Source organism: Glutamicibacter endophyticus, from assembly GCF_048457885.1.
Lineage (GTDB): Bacteria > Actinomycetota > Actinomycetes > Actinomycetales > Micrococcaceae > Glutamicibacter > Glutamicibacter endophyticus.
The window spans coordinates 656074-672457 of record NZ_CP174200.1 but is presented as its reverse complement, the minus strand read 5'-3'; the positions used below and the strand labels follow the sequence as shown (position 1 = coordinate 672457).

Here is a 16384-nt window from a genome sequence, read left to right as displayed (position 1 = left end):
ACCACCGAGGCACCGACCGGTGACGCTATGCACGCTTCGGCATCCTCTCTGGCCGCCGAGGACTTCAAGGCCGTCTTTCGCGGACACCCCAGCGGCGTCACGGTCATCACGGCCGATGCTGGCGACGGGCCGGTGGCCCTAACCGCCTCATCGGTCGCCTCGGTGAGCGCAGAGCCTCCACTGCTCGTGTTCTCGATCTCGTCGCTCTCCTCGACCGCCGAGGCTCTGCTGCGGGCCGAGAGTGTTGTGGTGCATTTCCTCGACGGCAACGACGTGGAGGTGGCGAAGCTGGGTGCCACCAGTGGCATCGATCGCTTCGCGCAGGCCCAGACCTGGACACGCCTGGAGACCGGCGAACCCGTGTTTGACGGGGTGCGCGCTTGGGTTCGCTGCGTAATCGTCGATCGGATGCAGGCCGGAACCTCGACGATTGTGGTCGCCCGCGCAGTGGAATCGCAGATTGCGCGCGACGCGCAGCCGGGCGGCGCTGGAGATGCACTGGTCTATCACAACCGCACCTGGCACCGCCTAGGTGATCATTCCCGCCTCGACGGCTGAGGACGTTCTAGTGACCTGCCCCGTTTCCGGCACCGTGCTTTTCCAGAAAGTATCGGCGAATCACAGCGAGATCTGTAGGACGCTGGAACCGCGGCGCAGACGGTGACAGAATGCGGCTGCGGTAGCGCGACGTCGTTTCTAAGTCTGAGCATTTTCGAAACACTGCTCATTCATAGATCCACGTCGCGCACACGACCCTACAACCACTTTGGTCGACTAATTCGACCTGCCTTAGATTACTTATAAATGCGATTCACGCTTATACCTGATTTACCCGTTTCTCACCCGGCATTTCACGATGGTGGTACAGATTCAAGCGAGTTAATCGCGCTAGGTTTCCCGCACAGGTCGTGATTCCATTGCACGAGCGAACAAAAAGGGGCCTAACCGCTAGGTTTGGTTGAACGAACGCGTTACGCCTAGTGATAACGGTTCTTTTGCGAGGCTCCTGACGCTCTCAGCATCATGCCTCGGATTTCCTCGCCGCTTCCTTCCGAGATACCTTGTTTCCACCCAAAGCCGTGTATTCATCCTGCCCCGAGTTGGATTACACCACGTCGGCACCGGGCACAGTCACCCAGCCGAAACTTGATAAGTCAACGCGCCACGGCATTTTGAGAAAAGGCGGCCAGCATTGTAGCCTTCCCCGCGCATTAATGAGGGACCTATCCCTCCGCGCCCAAATCAGCAAATGACGAACTGATAGGTTCATTCAAATTCCACGCCTGGACCCTCCAAGAATTGCGCACTAGTCTCGTAACGATGATGCGGACGGTGGGCGGAACACAAATCAGTCACTGAAGTGCCTCGCGAAACAAGTTCTGCATTCGCGCGAGATGTCGGGGCTGTTATTAGCAAGGCATTTTTGGCAACGTGCACTCCCAATGTCATATATATTGCAACGACCATGAATACGTCCCGCGAAACGCCTCACCTCAGATGTATCTCTTCTAGATACTGAGTCCCCTCACAAAATAAACGCCCCTAATGGATATACTGCGGAGTAAGGCAGGTCACAGACGCGGCTCAGTTTGCGCCTTTGCGACAACGCCATCCTCGATGCATCCGTTCGTGAAGGTGAACTCCATGTTTAGAAGCACCACGCTCCGCGCTTTGGGCGTTACCGCGGTAGTTTCGCTCGCTCTAGCATCATGTAGCAGCAGCAGTCCTACGACTGAGCAAAGTAATCCATCAGTTGCCACCCCGTCTGTAACGCCGACAAGCTCGCAGACTCCGGCGGCAAGCGACAAGAATGATCCCCTCGACAACGGCGGCCACGCCGAATACACATGGGAGGACTTCGTTGAAGCCAAGAAAAAGGCAAGCGGGCTCTCCTCTTGGCCTGACGTCGAGCGAATCCGGTTCGTATCTCAAGAAGACTGGGCCTCAGAACAAGCTCAGTGCATGACGAATCTGGGCTTCCCCAGCACGCTAGAAGACGATGGGTCGTTCTCCACCAAAATCACAGAGGTCCAGGAACAAGCGGCCGCAGAAGCAAGATACACCTGCGAGCTTCAGTACCCCATGGACCTGAAATACAGTCAGGCATTCACGCGCACACAACTGCACACTATCTATGCGCACTACCGAGATTCACTTATCCCATGCCTAAAAGGCCTCGGCTTTGAACCAGGCGAATTGCCCAGCGAAGAGACCTATGTTGAAGGTACCGCTAGTGGTGCAAACCCGTGGACCCCTTACGATGCAATCGACCTTTCCTCTGCCGATGTGAACTCCATGAACCAGAATTGTCCTTCCATGCCAGCGGCGGAGGAACTTTATGGGAACTAGGAAAGCCTCCGGGCAGAAAGGACTGTCGTCGCGATTCCTGTCGCTCATGCTCCTCGTTGCCATTACTTTCGGAGCTCTCGGCTGGGCGATTAATGCGACTCTTGTAGGCCAAAGTGCCAACGCATCCCCCGAAGCTTCGCAATCTGTCTGGATCAAAGCAAAACCCTCATCGATCGGTTCTTCGCTGAACCTCAGCACCACCGTCAAACAGCCAGTTCAACTCGTTGCCAGCAACCACATACCAGGGGTCGTATCTGAAGTATTTCCCGGGTCCAAGAACCCTGGCGATGTGCTCTATTCAGTGGCAGGAACGAACGTCTACGTCATTCCCGGCAAGATGCCCTACTACCAGGACATGGGCCCCGGGGCTTCCGGCGAGAATGTGAAGCAACTGGAAGACTTCCTCAAGGATCAAGGACATTTCACCGGCACCCCGGACTCTCGCTTCACTTCACAGACCACACTTGCTATCAAGAAGTGGCAAAAGGCAACCAAACAGAAGCCCAATGGGATCATTCCACTGGGACGGCTAGTTTCGATCCCCTCGCTGCCCGGGCAGGTGGACCTTGACGAAGCAATCAAGCCCGGCAAGACGTTAGCCGGTGGCGAAGACGCGGTACTGGCGCCCAGCGGGGACCGAAGCTTCACCATGTCACTCACTGCAGATCAGGCGGCTTTGATTCCCTTGGATTCTGCCATTGAGGTTCAGCACGAAAAGCTGACCTGGAAAGCGCAGATTGGGCAGACCTCCACCGACGAATCAAACAATGTCGTCCACACGCTCACCGCCCCGAACGGTGAGGCGGTCTGCGGGACTGAATGCGACCAGCTACCGGCCGGAAGCAATGTCACTTTACGCTCCAAGGTCACCGTGGTCCCGGAAACTGAAGGCATCGGTATCCCGGCTGCAGCGGTATCAACTACCCCGGAGGGAAGCGCCGAAGTCGTGACCGAGGATGGCACGGCCCCGGTGGAAATCGTTGCTAGCGGGCAAGGAATCGTCATTGTCACCGGCCTAAAGGAAGGCACCAACGTTCAGGTGCTCAACGCCCGCAGCGAGGAACAGTGAGCATCCTTAGCGTCAGAGATCTAGGATTCCGCTACACCACAGATTCTGAGGAACTCTTTAACGGACTCAACTACGCATTCGCTCCAGGGAAAGTCACCGCTCTCACTGGCCCCTCAGGACGAGGTAAATCCACACTCCTCTACGTGCTGGGCCTAATGCTGACCCCCAGTCGCGGCGAGGTGATTCTCCACGAACAGTCCCAGTCGAAGGCACCGGACTCTACTCGTTCCAAGGTGCGTGCTCAGCAGCTGGGCTTTGTCTTCCAAGATTCCTCGCTTGACCCGTCACGAACCATCATCGACTCGGTTATTGAGCCAACGATTTATGCTGGTGTTGAGCGCCGGATCGCCTTAGATCGGGCGGCTCAACTCCTCGAACAACTCGGCGTAGCCGCACGCAGTGACCACAAGCCCGGTCAGATCTCCGGTGGTCAGGCTCAACGCGTTGCGGTTGCGCGCGCTCTGATCAACAACCCCTCGGTGATTTTGGCGGATGAACCGACAGGAAACCTCGATCCAGCCAACGCGGCCGGAGTCCTAGATATTTTCTGCGAGGCAGCCGAGGCGAAGCAGCGCACTATTGTTGTCGCCACCCACGATCCTTATGTCATCAGCCGGGCAGATGAGGTGCTAGAACTATGAGCCTACGGTCTCTTCTGCGCGAAGCACTTGCCACTGCATGGGCTAGCAAGGTGCCCTCCGCTCTAGTTTGCCTGATCACGGCGGCAATGTGCATTATGACCATATCCACCGTAGGAAGAACGGCCGCCGCGGAACAACAGGTAGCGCAGCGGATCAATTCCGCGGGCGCCAGAGAACTAGTGGTGACAGATAAGAAGTCAGATGGTCTGATCAATTCTTCACTCATTTCAATGGCAGCAGACTTCTCCGTGGCCGACCGGGCTGTGGGACTGGGTTCGCCGATTGACGTCAAGAACGCGGCTATCGGTGACGGGGCAGAACCGGTACCCGCCTGGGCTGTCATCGGAGACATCACAGCGGTCGTCCACTTGGAATCTGGTCGTTACCCGGGTCCTGGGGAAGCGCTGGTCTCCACCACCGCACTGGCAAAGCTCGGAATGCAACAACCTGTAGGAGCTGTTGAAATTTCCAACACCAAACTACCGGTGGACTATGCAATTGTCGGGTCTTATACCCCACTCGATCCGTTCGATGATATGGCCCAGGGAGTGGTCTTCGAAGCTCCAATAGGTAGCACCGCAACGAATCTGCATTTGATTCTGCGTGATGCCAGCCAAGCCGCGGTTGCTCAGCGATCGGTCATCGGGCTCTTTGGTCAGTTGCAAGATCCGGAATCCATCTCGGTTCATTCGCCGATTCAACTGGCGCAACTACATGACGAGATCGTCGGCGATCTCGGAGCCTTCGGCCGCTCGATGCTCTATGGTTCCATCGGCATCGGCGCACTTTTGGTGGCCGTCGTGGTCTTCGCCGACATCCTCGTGAGGCGCAAAGACCTTGGCCGCCGGCGAGCATTGGGCGCAGCCCGAAGTGACATCATTCAACTCATGTTGTTAAGGACATTGATACCTGCTGTTCTCGGCACACTGTCGGGCGTGATCGCAGGTTTGGGAATCACGATTGGCTCAGGTACAACTCCCCCGATGGGATTCTGTATCGGCGTCCTAGTTCTCGCGCTATTTGCCGCTGGAGTCAGCACCTTAGTGCCTGCTGCGTATGCCGCACACGCGGATCCGGTCAAGGTACTGCGTACTCCGTAAGCGCGAGATGCGCAGGTCTACATGATGGTTGCCGAGCGCTACGAAGCCATGAACTGCAACGATCTCCAGGGGTAAAACACGCTAGATCAGTTCGCCAGCCATCATTGCGATCGCCACTTTATTGCCCGAGATCGTTTTAAGCCGCACCCACGGTATTTGCCAAAGTCTACGATAGTCGGGCATGTGATGGAGCAAGAAGCCATCGTTAGGGCCCGACCTCCTACTTACAGTCTGAATTACCGGCGCATTTTCTCAGTAGTGCCTCAATCCGTGGACGGCGGTAGTAAACGTGGGGAGAACTGTTCAAAGACGATGTCAGCGACCCGTTCAGAGCTTTTGTCGTCGGTATCGATAACTAGTTCGCAGGAGCATGCGAATCTAAGGCGCTCTGTAAGTTTTTGGTGGTTTTCGAGATGCCAGCGCAGTGCGTTTCTTCTACCCGCCGCATACCGCTTTCGAAGCCTTGCAGCAGCCACTTCAAACGATGCGTCTAAATGCACAACAGCCAGATCGAGGCCAAAGCAAGTCTCATATCGCTCGTGGTCTCCCGTTGTTTCGATGACACCTGCAATGATTGGTGTCTTCGAGCCGCTACGTCGATAGTTCTGCCAGACCGCTCGTATATTCTCGGCTTCGACACCGGTATTTGCCGGGTCGTCTGGCGCAACCGGCCAAGAACAGTGAAACCAGTCCACGTCAAATAGCGCAAAAGGCAACCCGGCACCCTCGAAGCGGTCCCCCCAGATGTGCAAGGGCAGACGTCTTACCGACACCGTACGGCCCATTGAGAAAGATTCCGAACTCACCGACAGACATGCCTGCACTGTAGCAAGGGGCTGTTCGACTGTCCCAGCGTGGACGATTTACGCATTTCTGCGACGTCACCACAGTCGCTCGCGCCGAATAATGCAAGCACGGTTCACCTCGATCCAGGGATCCATTGGCCCTCAAGGTCTCTGGGTTTGAGTGTCCAGCGAAAATTGGGGCTTTCACGCTGATGCAGGTTCATTGTCTGATTCAGCCTTAGCCGTGAGTACCTGGCTACTGATTCGAACAGCTACTAACGCGATAACTGCCGCCACGCTCAGAATGACTGCGAAGGTGGCCACAGCAACTGGTAGCCCAGCTCCGTCGGAGAGATACCCGGTGAGTACCGGGAGCAGTGCGGCTGGGATGTATCCTGCAATATTCAGCGACGCGTTGGATTCGGCCCGATGGCTGATCGGGACGTTCGTCGCAATGAGTGTGAGACCCGCTAATTGCCCCAGTCCCTGAGCGACTCCCGCCAAAAGCGCCGATACAAAGAAAACAACAGGGCTTCCCGCGTTGCTGACCGTCATGATGAGCAGGCCCGTCGAAACCAGTGCTGCACTGGAGCTTAGAAGTAGGTGGTTTCGAGTGGAGATTTTCGCGAGAGCAAACTGAACGCCTGTGGCAGCGAGGAACATGCAGCAGGCAATTAGTCCTGCCAGCAATGCGTCTGTTTGTCCTAGGACCTTGCTAAGGACTGACGGCCCTAAGGAGAGCACAAAGGATGTCGCAGTGATTCCTGGTGCGAACGTGGCGATTCCCCATGAGACTTCCCTCCAGTTTTCTTTTGGTGGCGCGGGGAAATGCCACCGAGACTTCTTGACAGAGGCAGGAGCCGGGAACGGGAGAGTCCACGCAACGACTAAAGCGATGGCGCTCGTAATCACGAGTAAGCCGAAGACCAACGGTTGTGGGGTGGAGCTGTAGCGAGAAACGGCACCGGCTAGCAGTGGGCCAAGGCCCGCGCCGAGGACCATAGCGGATGAGGCAATCAGTGACGCGGTACGTTTGCGTTGTTCAGGGGCGAGGTCGACCACGGCGGCCATTCCGGCCGTCACGATTGCGCCAACGGAGATTCCGGCGAAAAGTCGCGCAATGATCAGCGCTAGGACGTTGTTGGCAACTAGAAAGATCACACTCGATGCCAAGGCCAGCACCAGCCCTGGGATGAGGACAACTTTTCGGCCTTTTTCATCAGCAATTCTTCCCGCGAAGAGTAGTGCGCCTATCAGACCAGCGATGTAAGTGGCGAACACGATGGTCAGGGTTCCTGAACTGAACGCCCAAGCTTTTTGCCATTGGACGTAGAACGGTGTTGCGGCGTTGGAAAGGGCAAAGACAGCAATGACTACGATCGCGGCTGCCAGGGACCTCGTTAGATTGCGGGGGCTCGTCTGAGTTAACACACCTGACTCCATAGTTCGATTTTTCTCGTACAAGAGCGAGCGTAGCTTAGATTGACTCAAAGTACGACTATTTTCGAACTGTAGGTAATATTGAATCCATGAAGAAGCTAGCGAGGACCTACATCGAGCAGGAGATCCCGCAAGGAGTTCCAGAACCACTCCCTCAGCCGGAGAGCAACGAGCTGAGGTTGGAGAAAGTTCTTGCGGCTCTCTCGGATCCGCTCAGATTGCGCATCATGCAGAGGCTACTGACTTCTTCTGACGATTTTGATCATTCCTGCAGTTGGTTTGGTTTCGACAGGCCAAAGTCTTCATTAACTCACCACTTCAAAGCACTTAGAGAAGCAGGACTTATCAATCAGCGCCAATATGGGCTTGAGCGCCGAAGTAGAGTGCGCACAGTGGACTTAAACGATCGGTTCCCAGGACTCATTGAATTAATATTGGATTGGCAAGACCCAGAAGAGTCCCAGTAAGGGGCGAATTGGGGCCATCAATGCCAGATCCTAGGCATTTACCCGGGACACCTTGAGCGTCGTCAAGAACACAAGGAAAGCTTGGTCAGTCGACGTGCCAGAATTTGACTGGGAAGCAATCCGCTCATCGAAGACGCAGGCCAGATGTATTACCGACCCTGCATGTCAAATGAAGAATGATTCCGAACGCGCCCAAAAACACGCGTGAACCGTCGCAGTGGGATGGTCAGATGACCCATAGAGGGCAGCCCACGCATGCATGTATCGACAGTCCAACGTGGTCCATTTCTCTTTGAGGTGAGTCATGCTATGGCACACACCGAGTCGCTCTGATACGTGCGCACGTAGTCCGCGGCTTTGCGCCAGTGCTCGACATGTCCTTGGGTAAACATGGTCCCCAAGGGTTCCTTCCCTTTACGACGTTCATCGTGGAGTAACCGGTACACAGCCTCTGCACGTTCGGCCATGACAGGCGGTAGCTGGGTGCGAAAATCTGCTGAGGCCGCGTAGCCATCGACAAAGGCTGCCAGATTCGCCGCGGCGAGTTCCGGATCCTGCATCGGATCGTTGAGGGTGAATGCCAGCGCGGCATAGGCCAGATCCCATGGCCGGGTGCTGTCCCCGGCGCCATCCTATTCGATAAACGTCCAGTGCGCTCCCAGCACCAGGTTCCACGGTGCCGGGTCGTTATGGCATATCAGTTTTCATCCGGGGCAGGAATTACCGCCTCCCAGAGCGCAACCTTAGGCGGGAGATAGCTGGGGTGCTCGCGTCGTGAATTTGGCGCACCAGCGCCCCGACGCGGCGCAACTCGCTACCGGTCAGTGGCGCCGAGTCGATCGCTAGTGCCCCGTGAATGAATTCGAGAACCTGTCGGCCGGCTTCGTCTTGCCCAAGTGGTTCGGGCACGTCCACTCCCGCTCGGTGCAGGGCGTGCAGATAGTGCTGCACGCTGGCGCTGCCAGAGGTCCAAGGCTCGCGCACGGTCTGACCGCGGCGCACCACCACGCCGCTCACGTTGCCGCCGCGCAACTCCTGTCGATTCCGCGCCCGGTGGCACGCACTAGGCGCGAATGATGCGTCGCTCGATGGCCGCGGCCACCGCCCCGGCACGGGTGTCGGTGCCCAGCTTCGTGTAGATGTGCGCCAGATGTGATTTCACGGTGCCTTCGGAGACGAACAGCGCCTTGGCGATCTCCTTATTGCCCATGCCCTTGGCCAGCAGTTCTAACACGTCGACCTCGCGGGCGGTGATGCTTGGGGCCGGGTTGGCGCTACGACGTACCAGAGTGGCTGCCACCGTCGGAGCCAGCACAGTATCGCCCTTGGCGACCTGCCGCACGGCGGCGAAGAGCTCGGCCGGCGGAGCGTCCTTAAGCAGGTAGCCCAGCGCGCCGGCGTCGAGCGCCTTGAGAATGTCCGACTCCGTGTCGTAGGTGGTTAGCACGAGCACCTGCGGGGCTTCGGGCAGGGCACGTACCCGCGTGGTGGTCTCGATGCCACCGGGGCCGGCTCCTAGATGCAGGTCCATGAGTACAACGTCCGGGGTCTGCTCGGTGACCACCTGAAGGGCGCTGTCGGCGTCGTGGGCCTCGCCGACGACCGTGAGGTCTTCGGCCCCTTCCAAGAGGGCCTTGATTCCGGCGCGGACCACCGGGTGATCGTCAACCAGCACTACGCGAATCATGAAGCCTCCAGCGGGAAAACGGCCGAGAGAGTGGTCCCCTCGCCAGGGGAACTATCTAGTTCGAGGGTACCGCCCAATGCGCTGACGCGTTGGCGCAGTCCGGCGAGCCCGTGTCCGCGCATGTTTCCGCTGCGTGGGGCCCGGATCGTGCCGGGCTGAAAGCCGCATCCGTCGTCGCGCACATCAAGGCGTAGCCGGTCATCGTCGTAGGTCAGGGTGATCATGGCCCGTTCAGCCCGCGCGTGATCGCGCACATTGGCCAAGGCTCCGCGCACGGTGAAGATCACTGCCTCGGCTAAGGGGGCCGAGAGCGGGCGGCTGGCCCCGTCGACGCGCAGCTGCACCCGGGTATCGCCGCAGGGTTGCTCAGCGATCTGCTGGAGCCGGCGGGTGATTTCCGGTGCGGCGGCCCCGGCCAGTCGTTCATCGGCAAGGTCGTGCACGACGCGGCGCACCGCGTCCAAGGCACCCCGGGCGGTACGCGCGGCGGTGTGCACCCGCTCGCGGGATTGCGGCTCGCCCCAGGACTGCTCGGCGGCCTGCAGGAACAGGTTGATGCTGGACAGGTCCTGCCCGATGGAGTCGTGGATATCGCGGGAGAGGCGGGCACGTTCGGCCAGTGCCCCGGCTTGCCGTTCGGCCTCGGCTAGGCGTTCCTGGGCCCGCAACAGGTCATCGACCAGCCGTTGCCGGGCGGCGGCCTCGCGTTCCAGGGCCCGGTAGGCGATCAGGGTGAGTAGGCCGATGCCCACCGGCCCGGCCACCAGGGTCGGATCCACATCGTGGCTCACGCGAAGCCAACCCACGCTCACGGTGAGCATCATGGCCACCACAATGCCGGTGGCCACCCTAAAGCTGAGCACTTGAAGAACGGCGAAGGCGATGGGCACCGCACACCAGGCGAAACTGGGTGCCTTGAGCGTCAGCGCGGCCCAGAGCAGCACCACCGACAGACTCCAAACCACCGTCAGGTGGTGCGCGGCCGCCACCGGGCGAAGCAGGTAGCCGACCACCAGGGCCAGCGCACCGACAAGAATCAACCAGCCGTCGGCCAACAGGTCGTGCCGGAAGTGATAGCGCAGCGCACTGGTGGTCACCAACACCAGGAAGATCAGGTGTAGCCAGCCGTCGAGCCGGGAGAACTGCCCGAGGATGCCGCGCCGCGCGGACCGGTGTTCGTTGTCCATAACTTCCTAGATTACGTCCCGGGAGCGGCGGCACACTATCGTCCGATCGGCTAGTTACCGGTGGCCGCTTGCCCGATACCCCCACGGGTGCCACGCCGGGAGGATAGAAAGTAGTTCACCAAGCGACAGGAGCGCACCTTGCGTATTTCACCGAAGGCCGTTGTGGCCTCCAGCATCCTCACCAGCACGCTACTGGCCGGCGGCATCGCCAGCTCGGCCCTCGCCGCACCGGCCGCAGCTAAGGAGCGGGTGACCAACTACGAGCTGACCAGCACCGAGGGCAATTCGAAGTTTGAAGGCATCGGCGCCGATGAGCGCCGTGGCAGCTTCTACGTCTCCGAGGTCACCGGCGGGGAAATTCACCGCGGTTTCTCCGGGGTGGCGCAGACCGAGGAATGGTTGGCCGGCGACGGCACCGACGGTCGCTACACCGCCCGCGGCATCGCCGTGGACGTTCAGGGTAATGTCTATATCGCCGGTGGCCCCAACGGTTTGGGCAATGAGCGCCCGGACTTGTGGGTCTACAGCCCGGCCGGTGAGCTCTTGGCCGCACTGAAGGCCCCGGGGGACGATGTGTTCCTCAACGATGTGACCATCGGGGCCGATGGGGCGGCCTACTTCACCAATTCCAACGACCCGCAGATCTTCCGGGTGGCGGCCAGTGACGAGGCGTACTCCGTCGAGCTTTGGGCCGACGCCGGCGAGCTGGTCGAACGCCGCGAGGGTTTTAACCTGGGCGGGATCGTGCTTAGCGCCGATCATTCGGCTTTCATCGTCGCTCAGGGCAACACCGGCAAGCTCTTCCGTTTCGAGGCACGCACCGGAAAGGTGAGCGAAATCGACACCACTGGCCTGAACCTGGTCAACGCCGATGGGCTACTGCGCGAGGGGAACCGGTTGAGCGTGGTGCAAAACTTCAGCCAGCTACTCACCGAACTGCAGGTCAGCGCCGATGGCACCAAGGTCCGGCAGATCAGTCAGCGGGCCACCGACCCGCAGCGCGTGCTGACCACCGTGGCGAAGCTTCACGGGCAAAGCTTGTACGTGGATTCGAAGTTCGACGAAGCCGTGGCCACCGGGCCTTTCCAGATCATCACCGAACCGCTGGCCGACTAAGGCCGCTAAAGATCGTGTGGGCAGGGCTTTCACCCTGCCCACACGATTTAGTACGTTTTCGATTCCCGGCCAGAATCGTCAGAAGGTTGGAGTACCTCTAATTACGCAGATCGTCCAACAATTCCTTCGCTGACGGTTCCTCAAGGAGGAAGTATAGGTAGACCCTCCAGAGCATAGAATCCACCGTCTCTACATCTTTAGGTAGCCCCAACCGCTCGCGCAGAGACAGCGCTGAAGCTGCCACGTTCATGATTGCCTCATTTTGCTGAGGCCTCTCAAGTTGCTGACCTCTCAGTGATTCGAGGTAGGAAATAGCAAGTCCACTCAGATGATGCGCTGTTATGTCTTCATGCACATTACGGCCGATAGCCTGCGACATAGACGAAACGACAGTTCCTAGTTCGGGCAGCGGGAGGCATTGCTCGCGTAATACTGACAACCGGTGTTCTCTGAACGCCGGTTCAAGGTGCCCGTCCTGAGTGTATTCTGCGAAGCTCCCTCCGCCTGGTCTGTTAGCCACCACAGGGAAAAAGCCTCCACCCGGCTGCTCGCTCTGCCAAATAGCGCGTACCAGCATTCGTGACTCGTCCCTCAGATACTGCGTTAAATTCTGCAACGATTCCGGTTTTGCAGGTGTGGCTCACGTCTACGTCAGCGTCGAATGTCATTTTGTTGGCCACGATCGTTCCACTGTCTGGCGCACCAGCCTTCGTCTTTCGGGTATCAATATCGAGCTTGTGCGAAAACGCGCCATCACAATGGTTCATGACTCCCCCGAGCAGTTTGCTGTAGTTACGGCTATTCGGCGAGTGGTAGGAGCCCGTTTCCAGATGGCACCCGCCTGGTAGCTTGGCTGCCGCTGTCGCGATCCCAGTTTGCTCGGGCATGTACTCTACGGAGTCCACGCTAAGAATGACACGGCCACCCTGCTGCTCAACATGCTGAGCCAGAGCCCCCAGGGCATGACGCTCCTGAGCGTCAAGGGTTTTTAAGTCGACAATAGACATATCCACACTCACGCCCTTCGCGTTAATGCCGGGCGCTGACGCGGGTTCCACCGCGTCAGGCTACGACTGCGTGGCAACATTCGCAACGCCTCCAACCAGCGCCGTCGAACATATCGTCAACGCCGCAACACCGAACCGCAAAGTTACACGCTTCATAATCCAACAACCTGCCGCGGAGTCAGATTTCCCCGACTATCCATGGGATCCCGTGCACTCACGCGCACCAAAGCATTGGCATAGACATTCCATAGGACGTCTAACAGGGACTATTTTTATCGAAGCAGCGCCAGAATAACCAAATTTTGGCGAGTCACCTCGCTCCAAAGTCAGACGAAACCTGAATCGTCCCGAAAACTATGCCGCTAATTTACTAACGGCAACGTCGAGCGACGAGCCGTTGATTTCGGCTTAATAGAGTTCCTCGAACTCCACCGGCGTGCAGTAGCTCAGCGTGGAGTGCAACCGCTGGGTGTACCAAACGTTCACGGCCCGCCAGTGTTGGTCTTCCTCCGCACTGAGCTTCCCATGCTGCGCCAGCGCGTTGGCTAGGACGAACACTCCTAAGTGGATACCGCGATGAATAGGCTGCGACGCCAGCTCCCCTCACTGCGAATCTCGGCGTGCCGGCAATTCGCGCAGGCCGCCGGTGGCTTTATCCGCGCCGCCGGGTGACAATGTGCCCATGGTCGAGATTGCGGAAATGATCCTGCCCGACGTCGCCGCGTGGCGGGCGTGGCTGGACGAGCACGAGGAGTCCAGCGACGGGGTGTGGCTCGTGGTGGCGAAAAAGGGCACCACCACCCCGACAACTCTGCGGGTGGATCAGGCGCTTCCCGAGGCTCTGTGCAGCGGCTGGATCGACGGGCGCCGTCGCAGCCGTGACGATGCGACCTTCCTGCAGCATTACACGCCGCGCCGGGCCCGATCGGTATGGTCCGAACGTAACACCCAGCTCGTCGAAGAACTCATCGCGCAGGGGCGGATGCGTCCGCGCGGAATGGCCGAAGTTGCCAAGGCGAAAGCCGACGGCCGCTGGGAGCAGGCCTACCAGGGGCAGGCCACCGCCACGGTCCCGGAGGATCTGCAGGCCGCCTTGGATGCTTCACCGACGGCGGCGGCCGCCTTCGCCGCGCTGAAGTCCCAGCCCCGATATCACATCTTGCATCAGTTGATGATTGCCCGCACCGAACGCACCCGCACGGCCAGGCTGCAGAAATTCCTCGCCGACCTGGAGCAAGGGCAGGGGCCCACGGGATAGACCGTCGAGCACAAATATGGCGTTGTTCCTGCTTGCACGGGCAGGCGTCGCATAGGCTGAAGGCACTATGAGCAGCAGTAGGCAGATGAACCACACCACCGGTGGCCGCGATCGGACGATCCCCGAGGCGGCGCAGCCCGGAGCGGATGAATTCCGTGTCGATGTTGAACGCATCCGTTTCTCCCCCTATTTTTCGCGGCTGTCCGCGGTCACTCAGGTGATCCCGCAAGCTGGCTCCGGGGCGTTGATTCATAACCGGTTGACTCATTCGCTGAAGGTTTCCGCGGTGGCGCGCACCATTGCCATCGCGCTGAACAACGCCGATGAGCGCACCGTGGCCCTGGTGCGCGAGCTCGGCGGTTGCGACCCGGTGGTGGTGCAGGCCGCCGCGGCCGCCCACGATCTGGGGCACCCGCCATTCGGGCATCTGGGCGAGCAGGAGCTGGACCGGGTTGCCCGCGGCATGCTGGGGCTCCCGGACGGGTTCGAAGGCAATGCGCAGAGCTTCCGGATTCTCACCGCGTTGGATAGCTGTGATGCCACCGCGCGCGGATTGAATCTGAGCCGCGCGGTGCGTGCCGCGGTACTGAAGTACCCGTGGACCCGCCACGAGTTCGCCGGTTCTCGTGCCGAACCGCACGACCTGCCGCGTGGGGTGGGGATCACCCCGCAGATCGGGGCGGCGAAATTCTCGGCCTACGCCATTGAGGCCGCCGAAATGGCCGATGCGCGTTCGGTCTTCGGTGCCATCGCGCCGCACCAGCAAACCCTTGAGTGCTCGGTGATGGATTTGGCCGATGATATCGCCTACGCGGTGCACGATCTCGATGATTTTTATCGTGCCGGCATTCTGCAGTACACCCAAATTTCGCAGGAGTTCCGCGGCTGGCTCGAACACGGTCGTGAACTGGCGGCACTGGACATCACCCAGTTGGATCTGCGTCGCCCGGGCCATGCCTTGGAGCGTACCTGGCGTCACCTTCAGGCGAAAGATCCGTGGATCGCCGATGCTCAGGCCTTCCGCGAGTCGGTGCAGCGTGTGGGACACGACCTGGTCGACGGGTTGCTGGCGGTGCCATACGACGGCGGGCTGGACGCCGACCGCATGGTCAAGGCGTTCACCCGGCGTTGGATGGCCCGGCTCCAGGCCTCGGTGACCGTGGAACGCCAACCGAGTGTGCGCAGTGGACATGCCCGGCTGGGCGATGCGGCCTGGCATGACGTGGTGGTGCTCAAATTCGTCCACGAACGCTTCGTGCTCGACCGCCCGGATCTGGCGGTGTATCAGCGGGGCCAAACGAGGATCTTGCGCTCGCTGGCCGAGGGCTTCAACGCCTGGCTCAACGATCCACACGATGCGGCGCGCGCCCCGCGGCGTCTGTTGGACTCCATCGAAGCGGCCACCGTCGAATACGAGCAGGTGCTCGCGGATGCTCCCGAGCTCTTGCCGCAGACCGATGCCGGAGAGATTCGCCGGCTCGGTCAGGCGCGGGCCATCGTGGACTATATTGCGTCGCTGACCGATGCGCAGGCCATCTCGATTAATTCGATGCTGTCGGGCACTTCCGAGGCGCTATGGGAAGCCGGGCGCGGGCTCTAGGCTTCCACTTCGCAACGTCCCGCGGCACGCACCTCGGCGCGCGCCGCGATTCCGAGTCGTGTGCCAAGCCCAAAATAGTGCCGGAAGTTATAGATCAGTGGATTCCATTTCCCCGGGTCAATGTGTGAGGTCCCGGCGACCGTAAGCTCGTCGAGCACGTGCACTGCCTGGCACCGTGCGAACACGACGGCGAGTTGGTCGGCTTCGTCCCGAATACCCGTTACCGCTGCTTCGAGATGCACCGGAAGCTCGGTCACTCGCTCCGGAATGACAGAGGTGGAGGCAAGCGGTGTCCATCCGGCAGCGCCGAACTTATCCGCAGCAAATTGCGTCCCGCTCGGTTTCTGCCTCGGCACGGGGTGTGCGCCAGTCAGCCGCCCGAGGCATTCAACGCTCTCCCACTGCGAGACAGAACAGAGGTTGAGGACAAGTTCGGGGTGCCGTCGTAGGTTGGCCACGGTATGCCCCGTCGCCGCTAGACCGATGACCAGCAAATCATCCAGACCCCAGTAGGAGGAAATCGGCGCGAGGTTCGTAGAACCAGACTCATTGAGAGTCGAGATGACCCCGACCGGCGTTCCAAAATACAAAATGGAGGGCGTGATGCTTCGGTGTGCCGAACCGAGGTCCGTGGTCGGGCGCTCGTATTGAGTTGGTGTGTCAGTCATAGTTCACCAT

18 protein-coding genes are annotated in these 16384 nt (G+C 59.6%); 9 read left to right on the top strand and 9 right to left on the bottom strand.

Going from position 1 to position 16384, the window contains the following annotated elements:
- The first annotated feature begins 27 nt into the window (after positions 1–27).
- From ACJD00_RS03255 to ACJD00_RS03235, 5 genes are all read left to right on the top strand, one after another.
- The gene (locus ACJD00_RS03255; RefSeq protein ID WP_418909293.1) at positions 28–558 is read left to right on the top strand and encodes a flavin reductase family protein; all 531 of its coding nucleotides are present in this window, start codon (positions 28–30) and stop codon (positions 556–558) included.
- Positions 559–1644: 1086 nt separating this feature from the next.
- Complete coding sequence (locus ACJD00_RS03250; protein ID WP_418908465.1) at positions 1645–2349, top strand: hypothetical protein; 705 nt, start codon at positions 1645–1647, stop codon at positions 2347–2349.
- A gap of 289 nt (positions 2350–2638) precedes the next feature.
- On the top strand, positions 2639–3418 hold the full coding sequence (locus ACJD00_RS03245) for a peptidoglycan-binding protein (protein WP_418908464.1): 780 nt from the start codon (positions 2639–2641) through the stop codon (positions 3416–3418).
- Positions 3415–4059, top strand: coding sequence for an ABC transporter ATP-binding protein (locus ACJD00_RS03240; RefSeq protein ID WP_418908463.1), 645 nt, complete (start codon positions 3415–3417; stop codon positions 4057–4059). The genes ACJD00_RS03245 and ACJD00_RS03240 overlap by 4 nt, the downstream gene beginning before the upstream one ends.
- Before the next feature lie 230 nt (positions 4060–4289).
- Positions 4290–5159 (top strand): ABC transporter permease, encoded by an 870-nt coding sequence (locus ACJD00_RS03235; RefSeq protein ID WP_418908462.1) that lies wholly within the window; start codon positions 4290–4292, stop codon positions 5157–5159.
- 263 nt (positions 5160–5422) lie between these two features.
- On the opposite strand, the gene ACJD00_RS03230 is transcribed toward ACJD00_RS03235, so the two are convergent.
- Both ACJD00_RS03230 and ACJD00_RS03225 read right to left on the bottom strand, forming a co-directional pair.
- Positions 5423–5944, bottom strand: a complete 522-nt coding sequence (locus ACJD00_RS03230) for a hypothetical protein (RefSeq protein WP_418908461.1) — start codon at positions 5942–5944, stop codon at positions 5423–5425.
- A gap of 204 nt (positions 5945–6148) precedes the next feature.
- Positions 6149–7387, bottom strand: a complete 1239-nt coding sequence (locus ACJD00_RS03225; protein WP_418908460.1) for an MFS transporter — start codon at positions 7385–7387, stop codon at positions 6149–6151.
- Between the two features lie 86 nt (positions 7388–7473).
- Between ACJD00_RS03225 and ACJD00_RS03220 the strand changes: the two genes are divergently transcribed.
- Entirely contained in the window at positions 7474–7851 is a 378-nt protein-coding gene (locus ACJD00_RS03220; RefSeq protein WP_418908459.1) for an ArsR/SmtB family transcription factor, read from the top strand.
- 302 nt (positions 7852–8153) lie between these two features.
- Here the strand turns inward: ACJD00_RS03220 and ACJD00_RS03215 are convergent, their stop codons facing one another.
- The 4 genes from ACJD00_RS03215 to ACJD00_RS03200 form a co-directional block, all read right to left on the bottom strand.
- Entirely contained in the window at positions 8154–8411 is a 258-nt protein-coding gene (locus ACJD00_RS03215) for a hypothetical protein (RefSeq protein WP_418908458.1), read from the bottom strand.
- Between the two features lie 160 nt (positions 8412–8571).
- Complete coding sequence (locus tag ACJD00_RS03210; RefSeq protein WP_418908457.1) at positions 8572–8868, bottom strand: hypothetical protein; 297 nt, start codon at positions 8866–8868, stop codon at positions 8572–8574.
- A 46-nt stretch (positions 8869–8914) separates the two neighbouring features.
- Positions 8915–9538, bottom strand: a complete 624-nt coding sequence (locus ACJD00_RS03205) for a response regulator (RefSeq protein ID WP_418908456.1) — start codon at positions 9536–9538, stop codon at positions 8915–8917.
- Positions 9535–10725 (bottom strand): sensor histidine kinase, encoded by a 1191-nt coding sequence (locus ACJD00_RS03200; RefSeq protein ID WP_418908455.1) that lies wholly within the window; start codon positions 10723–10725, stop codon positions 9535–9537. The genes ACJD00_RS03205 and ACJD00_RS03200 overlap by 4 nt, the downstream gene beginning before the upstream one ends.
- A 138-nt stretch (positions 10726–10863) precedes the next feature.
- On the opposite strand from ACJD00_RS03200, the gene ACJD00_RS03195 reads away from it, so the two are divergent.
- Positions 10864–11841 carry an SMP-30/gluconolactonase/LRE family protein gene (locus ACJD00_RS03195; RefSeq protein WP_418908454.1) on the top strand — a complete coding sequence of 326 codons (978 nt, stop codon included), beginning with the start codon at positions 10864–10866 and terminating at the stop codon, positions 11839–11841.
- 512 nt (positions 11842–12353) lie between these two features.
- Here ACJD00_RS03195 and ACJD00_RS03190 read toward each other — a convergent pair.
- Together ACJD00_RS03190 and ACJD00_RS03185 are read right to left on the bottom strand one after the other, a co-directional pair.
- Positions 12354–12848 (bottom strand): hypothetical protein, encoded by a 495-nt coding sequence (locus ACJD00_RS03190; RefSeq protein ID WP_418908453.1) that lies wholly within the window; start codon positions 12846–12848, stop codon positions 12354–12356.
- A gap of 408 nt (positions 12849–13256) precedes the next feature.
- A complete protein-coding gene (locus ACJD00_RS03185) occupies positions 13257–13406 on the bottom strand; it encodes a hypothetical protein (RefSeq protein ID WP_418908452.1) in 150 nt (49 codons plus the stop codon).
- Between the two features lie 124 nt (positions 13407–13530).
- Between ACJD00_RS03185 and ACJD00_RS03180 the strand changes: the two genes are divergently transcribed.
- Together ACJD00_RS03180 and ACJD00_RS03175 are read left to right on the top strand one after the other, a co-directional pair.
- Positions 13531–14106 carry a YdeI/OmpD-associated family protein gene (locus ACJD00_RS03180; protein ID WP_418908451.1) on the top strand — a complete coding sequence of 192 codons (576 nt, stop codon included), beginning with the start codon at positions 13531–13533 and terminating at the stop codon, positions 14104–14106.
- A gap of 67 nt (positions 14107–14173) precedes the next feature.
- The gene (locus tag ACJD00_RS03175; protein ID WP_418908450.1) at positions 14174–15706 is read left to right on the top strand and encodes a deoxyguanosinetriphosphate triphosphohydrolase family protein; all 1533 of its coding nucleotides are present in this window, start codon (positions 14174–14176) and stop codon (positions 15704–15706) included.
- Here ACJD00_RS03175 and ACJD00_RS03170 read toward each other — a convergent pair.
- Entirely contained in the window at positions 15703–16374 is a 672-nt protein-coding gene (locus ACJD00_RS03170) for a flavin reductase family protein (protein ID WP_418908449.1), read from the bottom strand. The genes ACJD00_RS03175 and ACJD00_RS03170 overlap by 4 nt on opposite strands.
- Between the last annotated feature and the right edge of the window lie 10 nt (positions 16375–16384).

Coding starts and splice junctions, on each gene's coding strand:
- ACJD00_RS03255 (WP_418909293.1), top strand. CDS start 28: ATGCACGCTTCGGCATCCTCTCTGGCCGCCGAGGACTTCAAGGCCGTC.
- ACJD00_RS03250 (WP_418908465.1), top strand. CDS start 1,645: ATGTTTAGAAGCACCACGCTCCGCGCTTTGGGCGTTACCGCGGTAGTT.
- ACJD00_RS03235 (WP_418908462.1), top strand. CDS start 4,290: ATGGCAGCAGACTTCTCCGTGGCCGACCGGGCTGTGGGACTGGGTTCG.
- ACJD00_RS03230 (WP_418908461.1), bottom strand. CDS start 5,944: ATGGGCCGTACGGTGTCGGTAAGACGTCTGCCCTTGCACATCTGGGGG.
- ACJD00_RS03225 (WP_418908460.1), bottom strand. CDS start 7,387: ATGGAGTCAGGTGTGTTAACTCAGACGAGCCCCCGCAATCTAACGAGG.
- ACJD00_RS03220 (WP_418908459.1), top strand. CDS start 7,474: ATGAAGAAGCTAGCGAGGACCTACATCGAGCAGGAGATCCCGCAAGGA.
- ACJD00_RS03215 (WP_418908458.1), bottom strand. CDS start 8,411: ATGCAGGATCCGGAACTCGCCGCGGCGAATCTGGCAGCCTTTGTCGAT.
- ACJD00_RS03205 (WP_418908456.1), bottom strand. CDS start 9,538: ATGATTCGCGTAGTGCTGGTTGACGATCACCCGGTGGTCCGCGCCGGA.
- ACJD00_RS03200 (WP_418908455.1), bottom strand. CDS start 10,725: ATGGACAACGAACACCGGTCCGCGCGGCGCGGCATCCTCGGGCAGTTC.
- ACJD00_RS03190 (WP_418908453.1), bottom strand. CDS start 12,848: ATGTCTATTGTCGACTTAAAAACCCTTGACGCTCAGGAGCGTCATGCC.
- ACJD00_RS03180 (WP_418908451.1), top strand. CDS start 13,531: ATGGTCGAGATTGCGGAAATGATCCTGCCCGACGTCGCCGCGTGGCGG.
- ACJD00_RS03175 (WP_418908450.1), top strand. CDS start 14,174: ATGAGCAGCAGTAGGCAGATGAACCACACCACCGGTGGCCGCGATCGG.
- ACJD00_RS03170 (WP_418908449.1), bottom strand. CDS start 16,374: ATGACTGACACACCAACTCAATACGAGCGCCCGACCACGGACCTCGGT.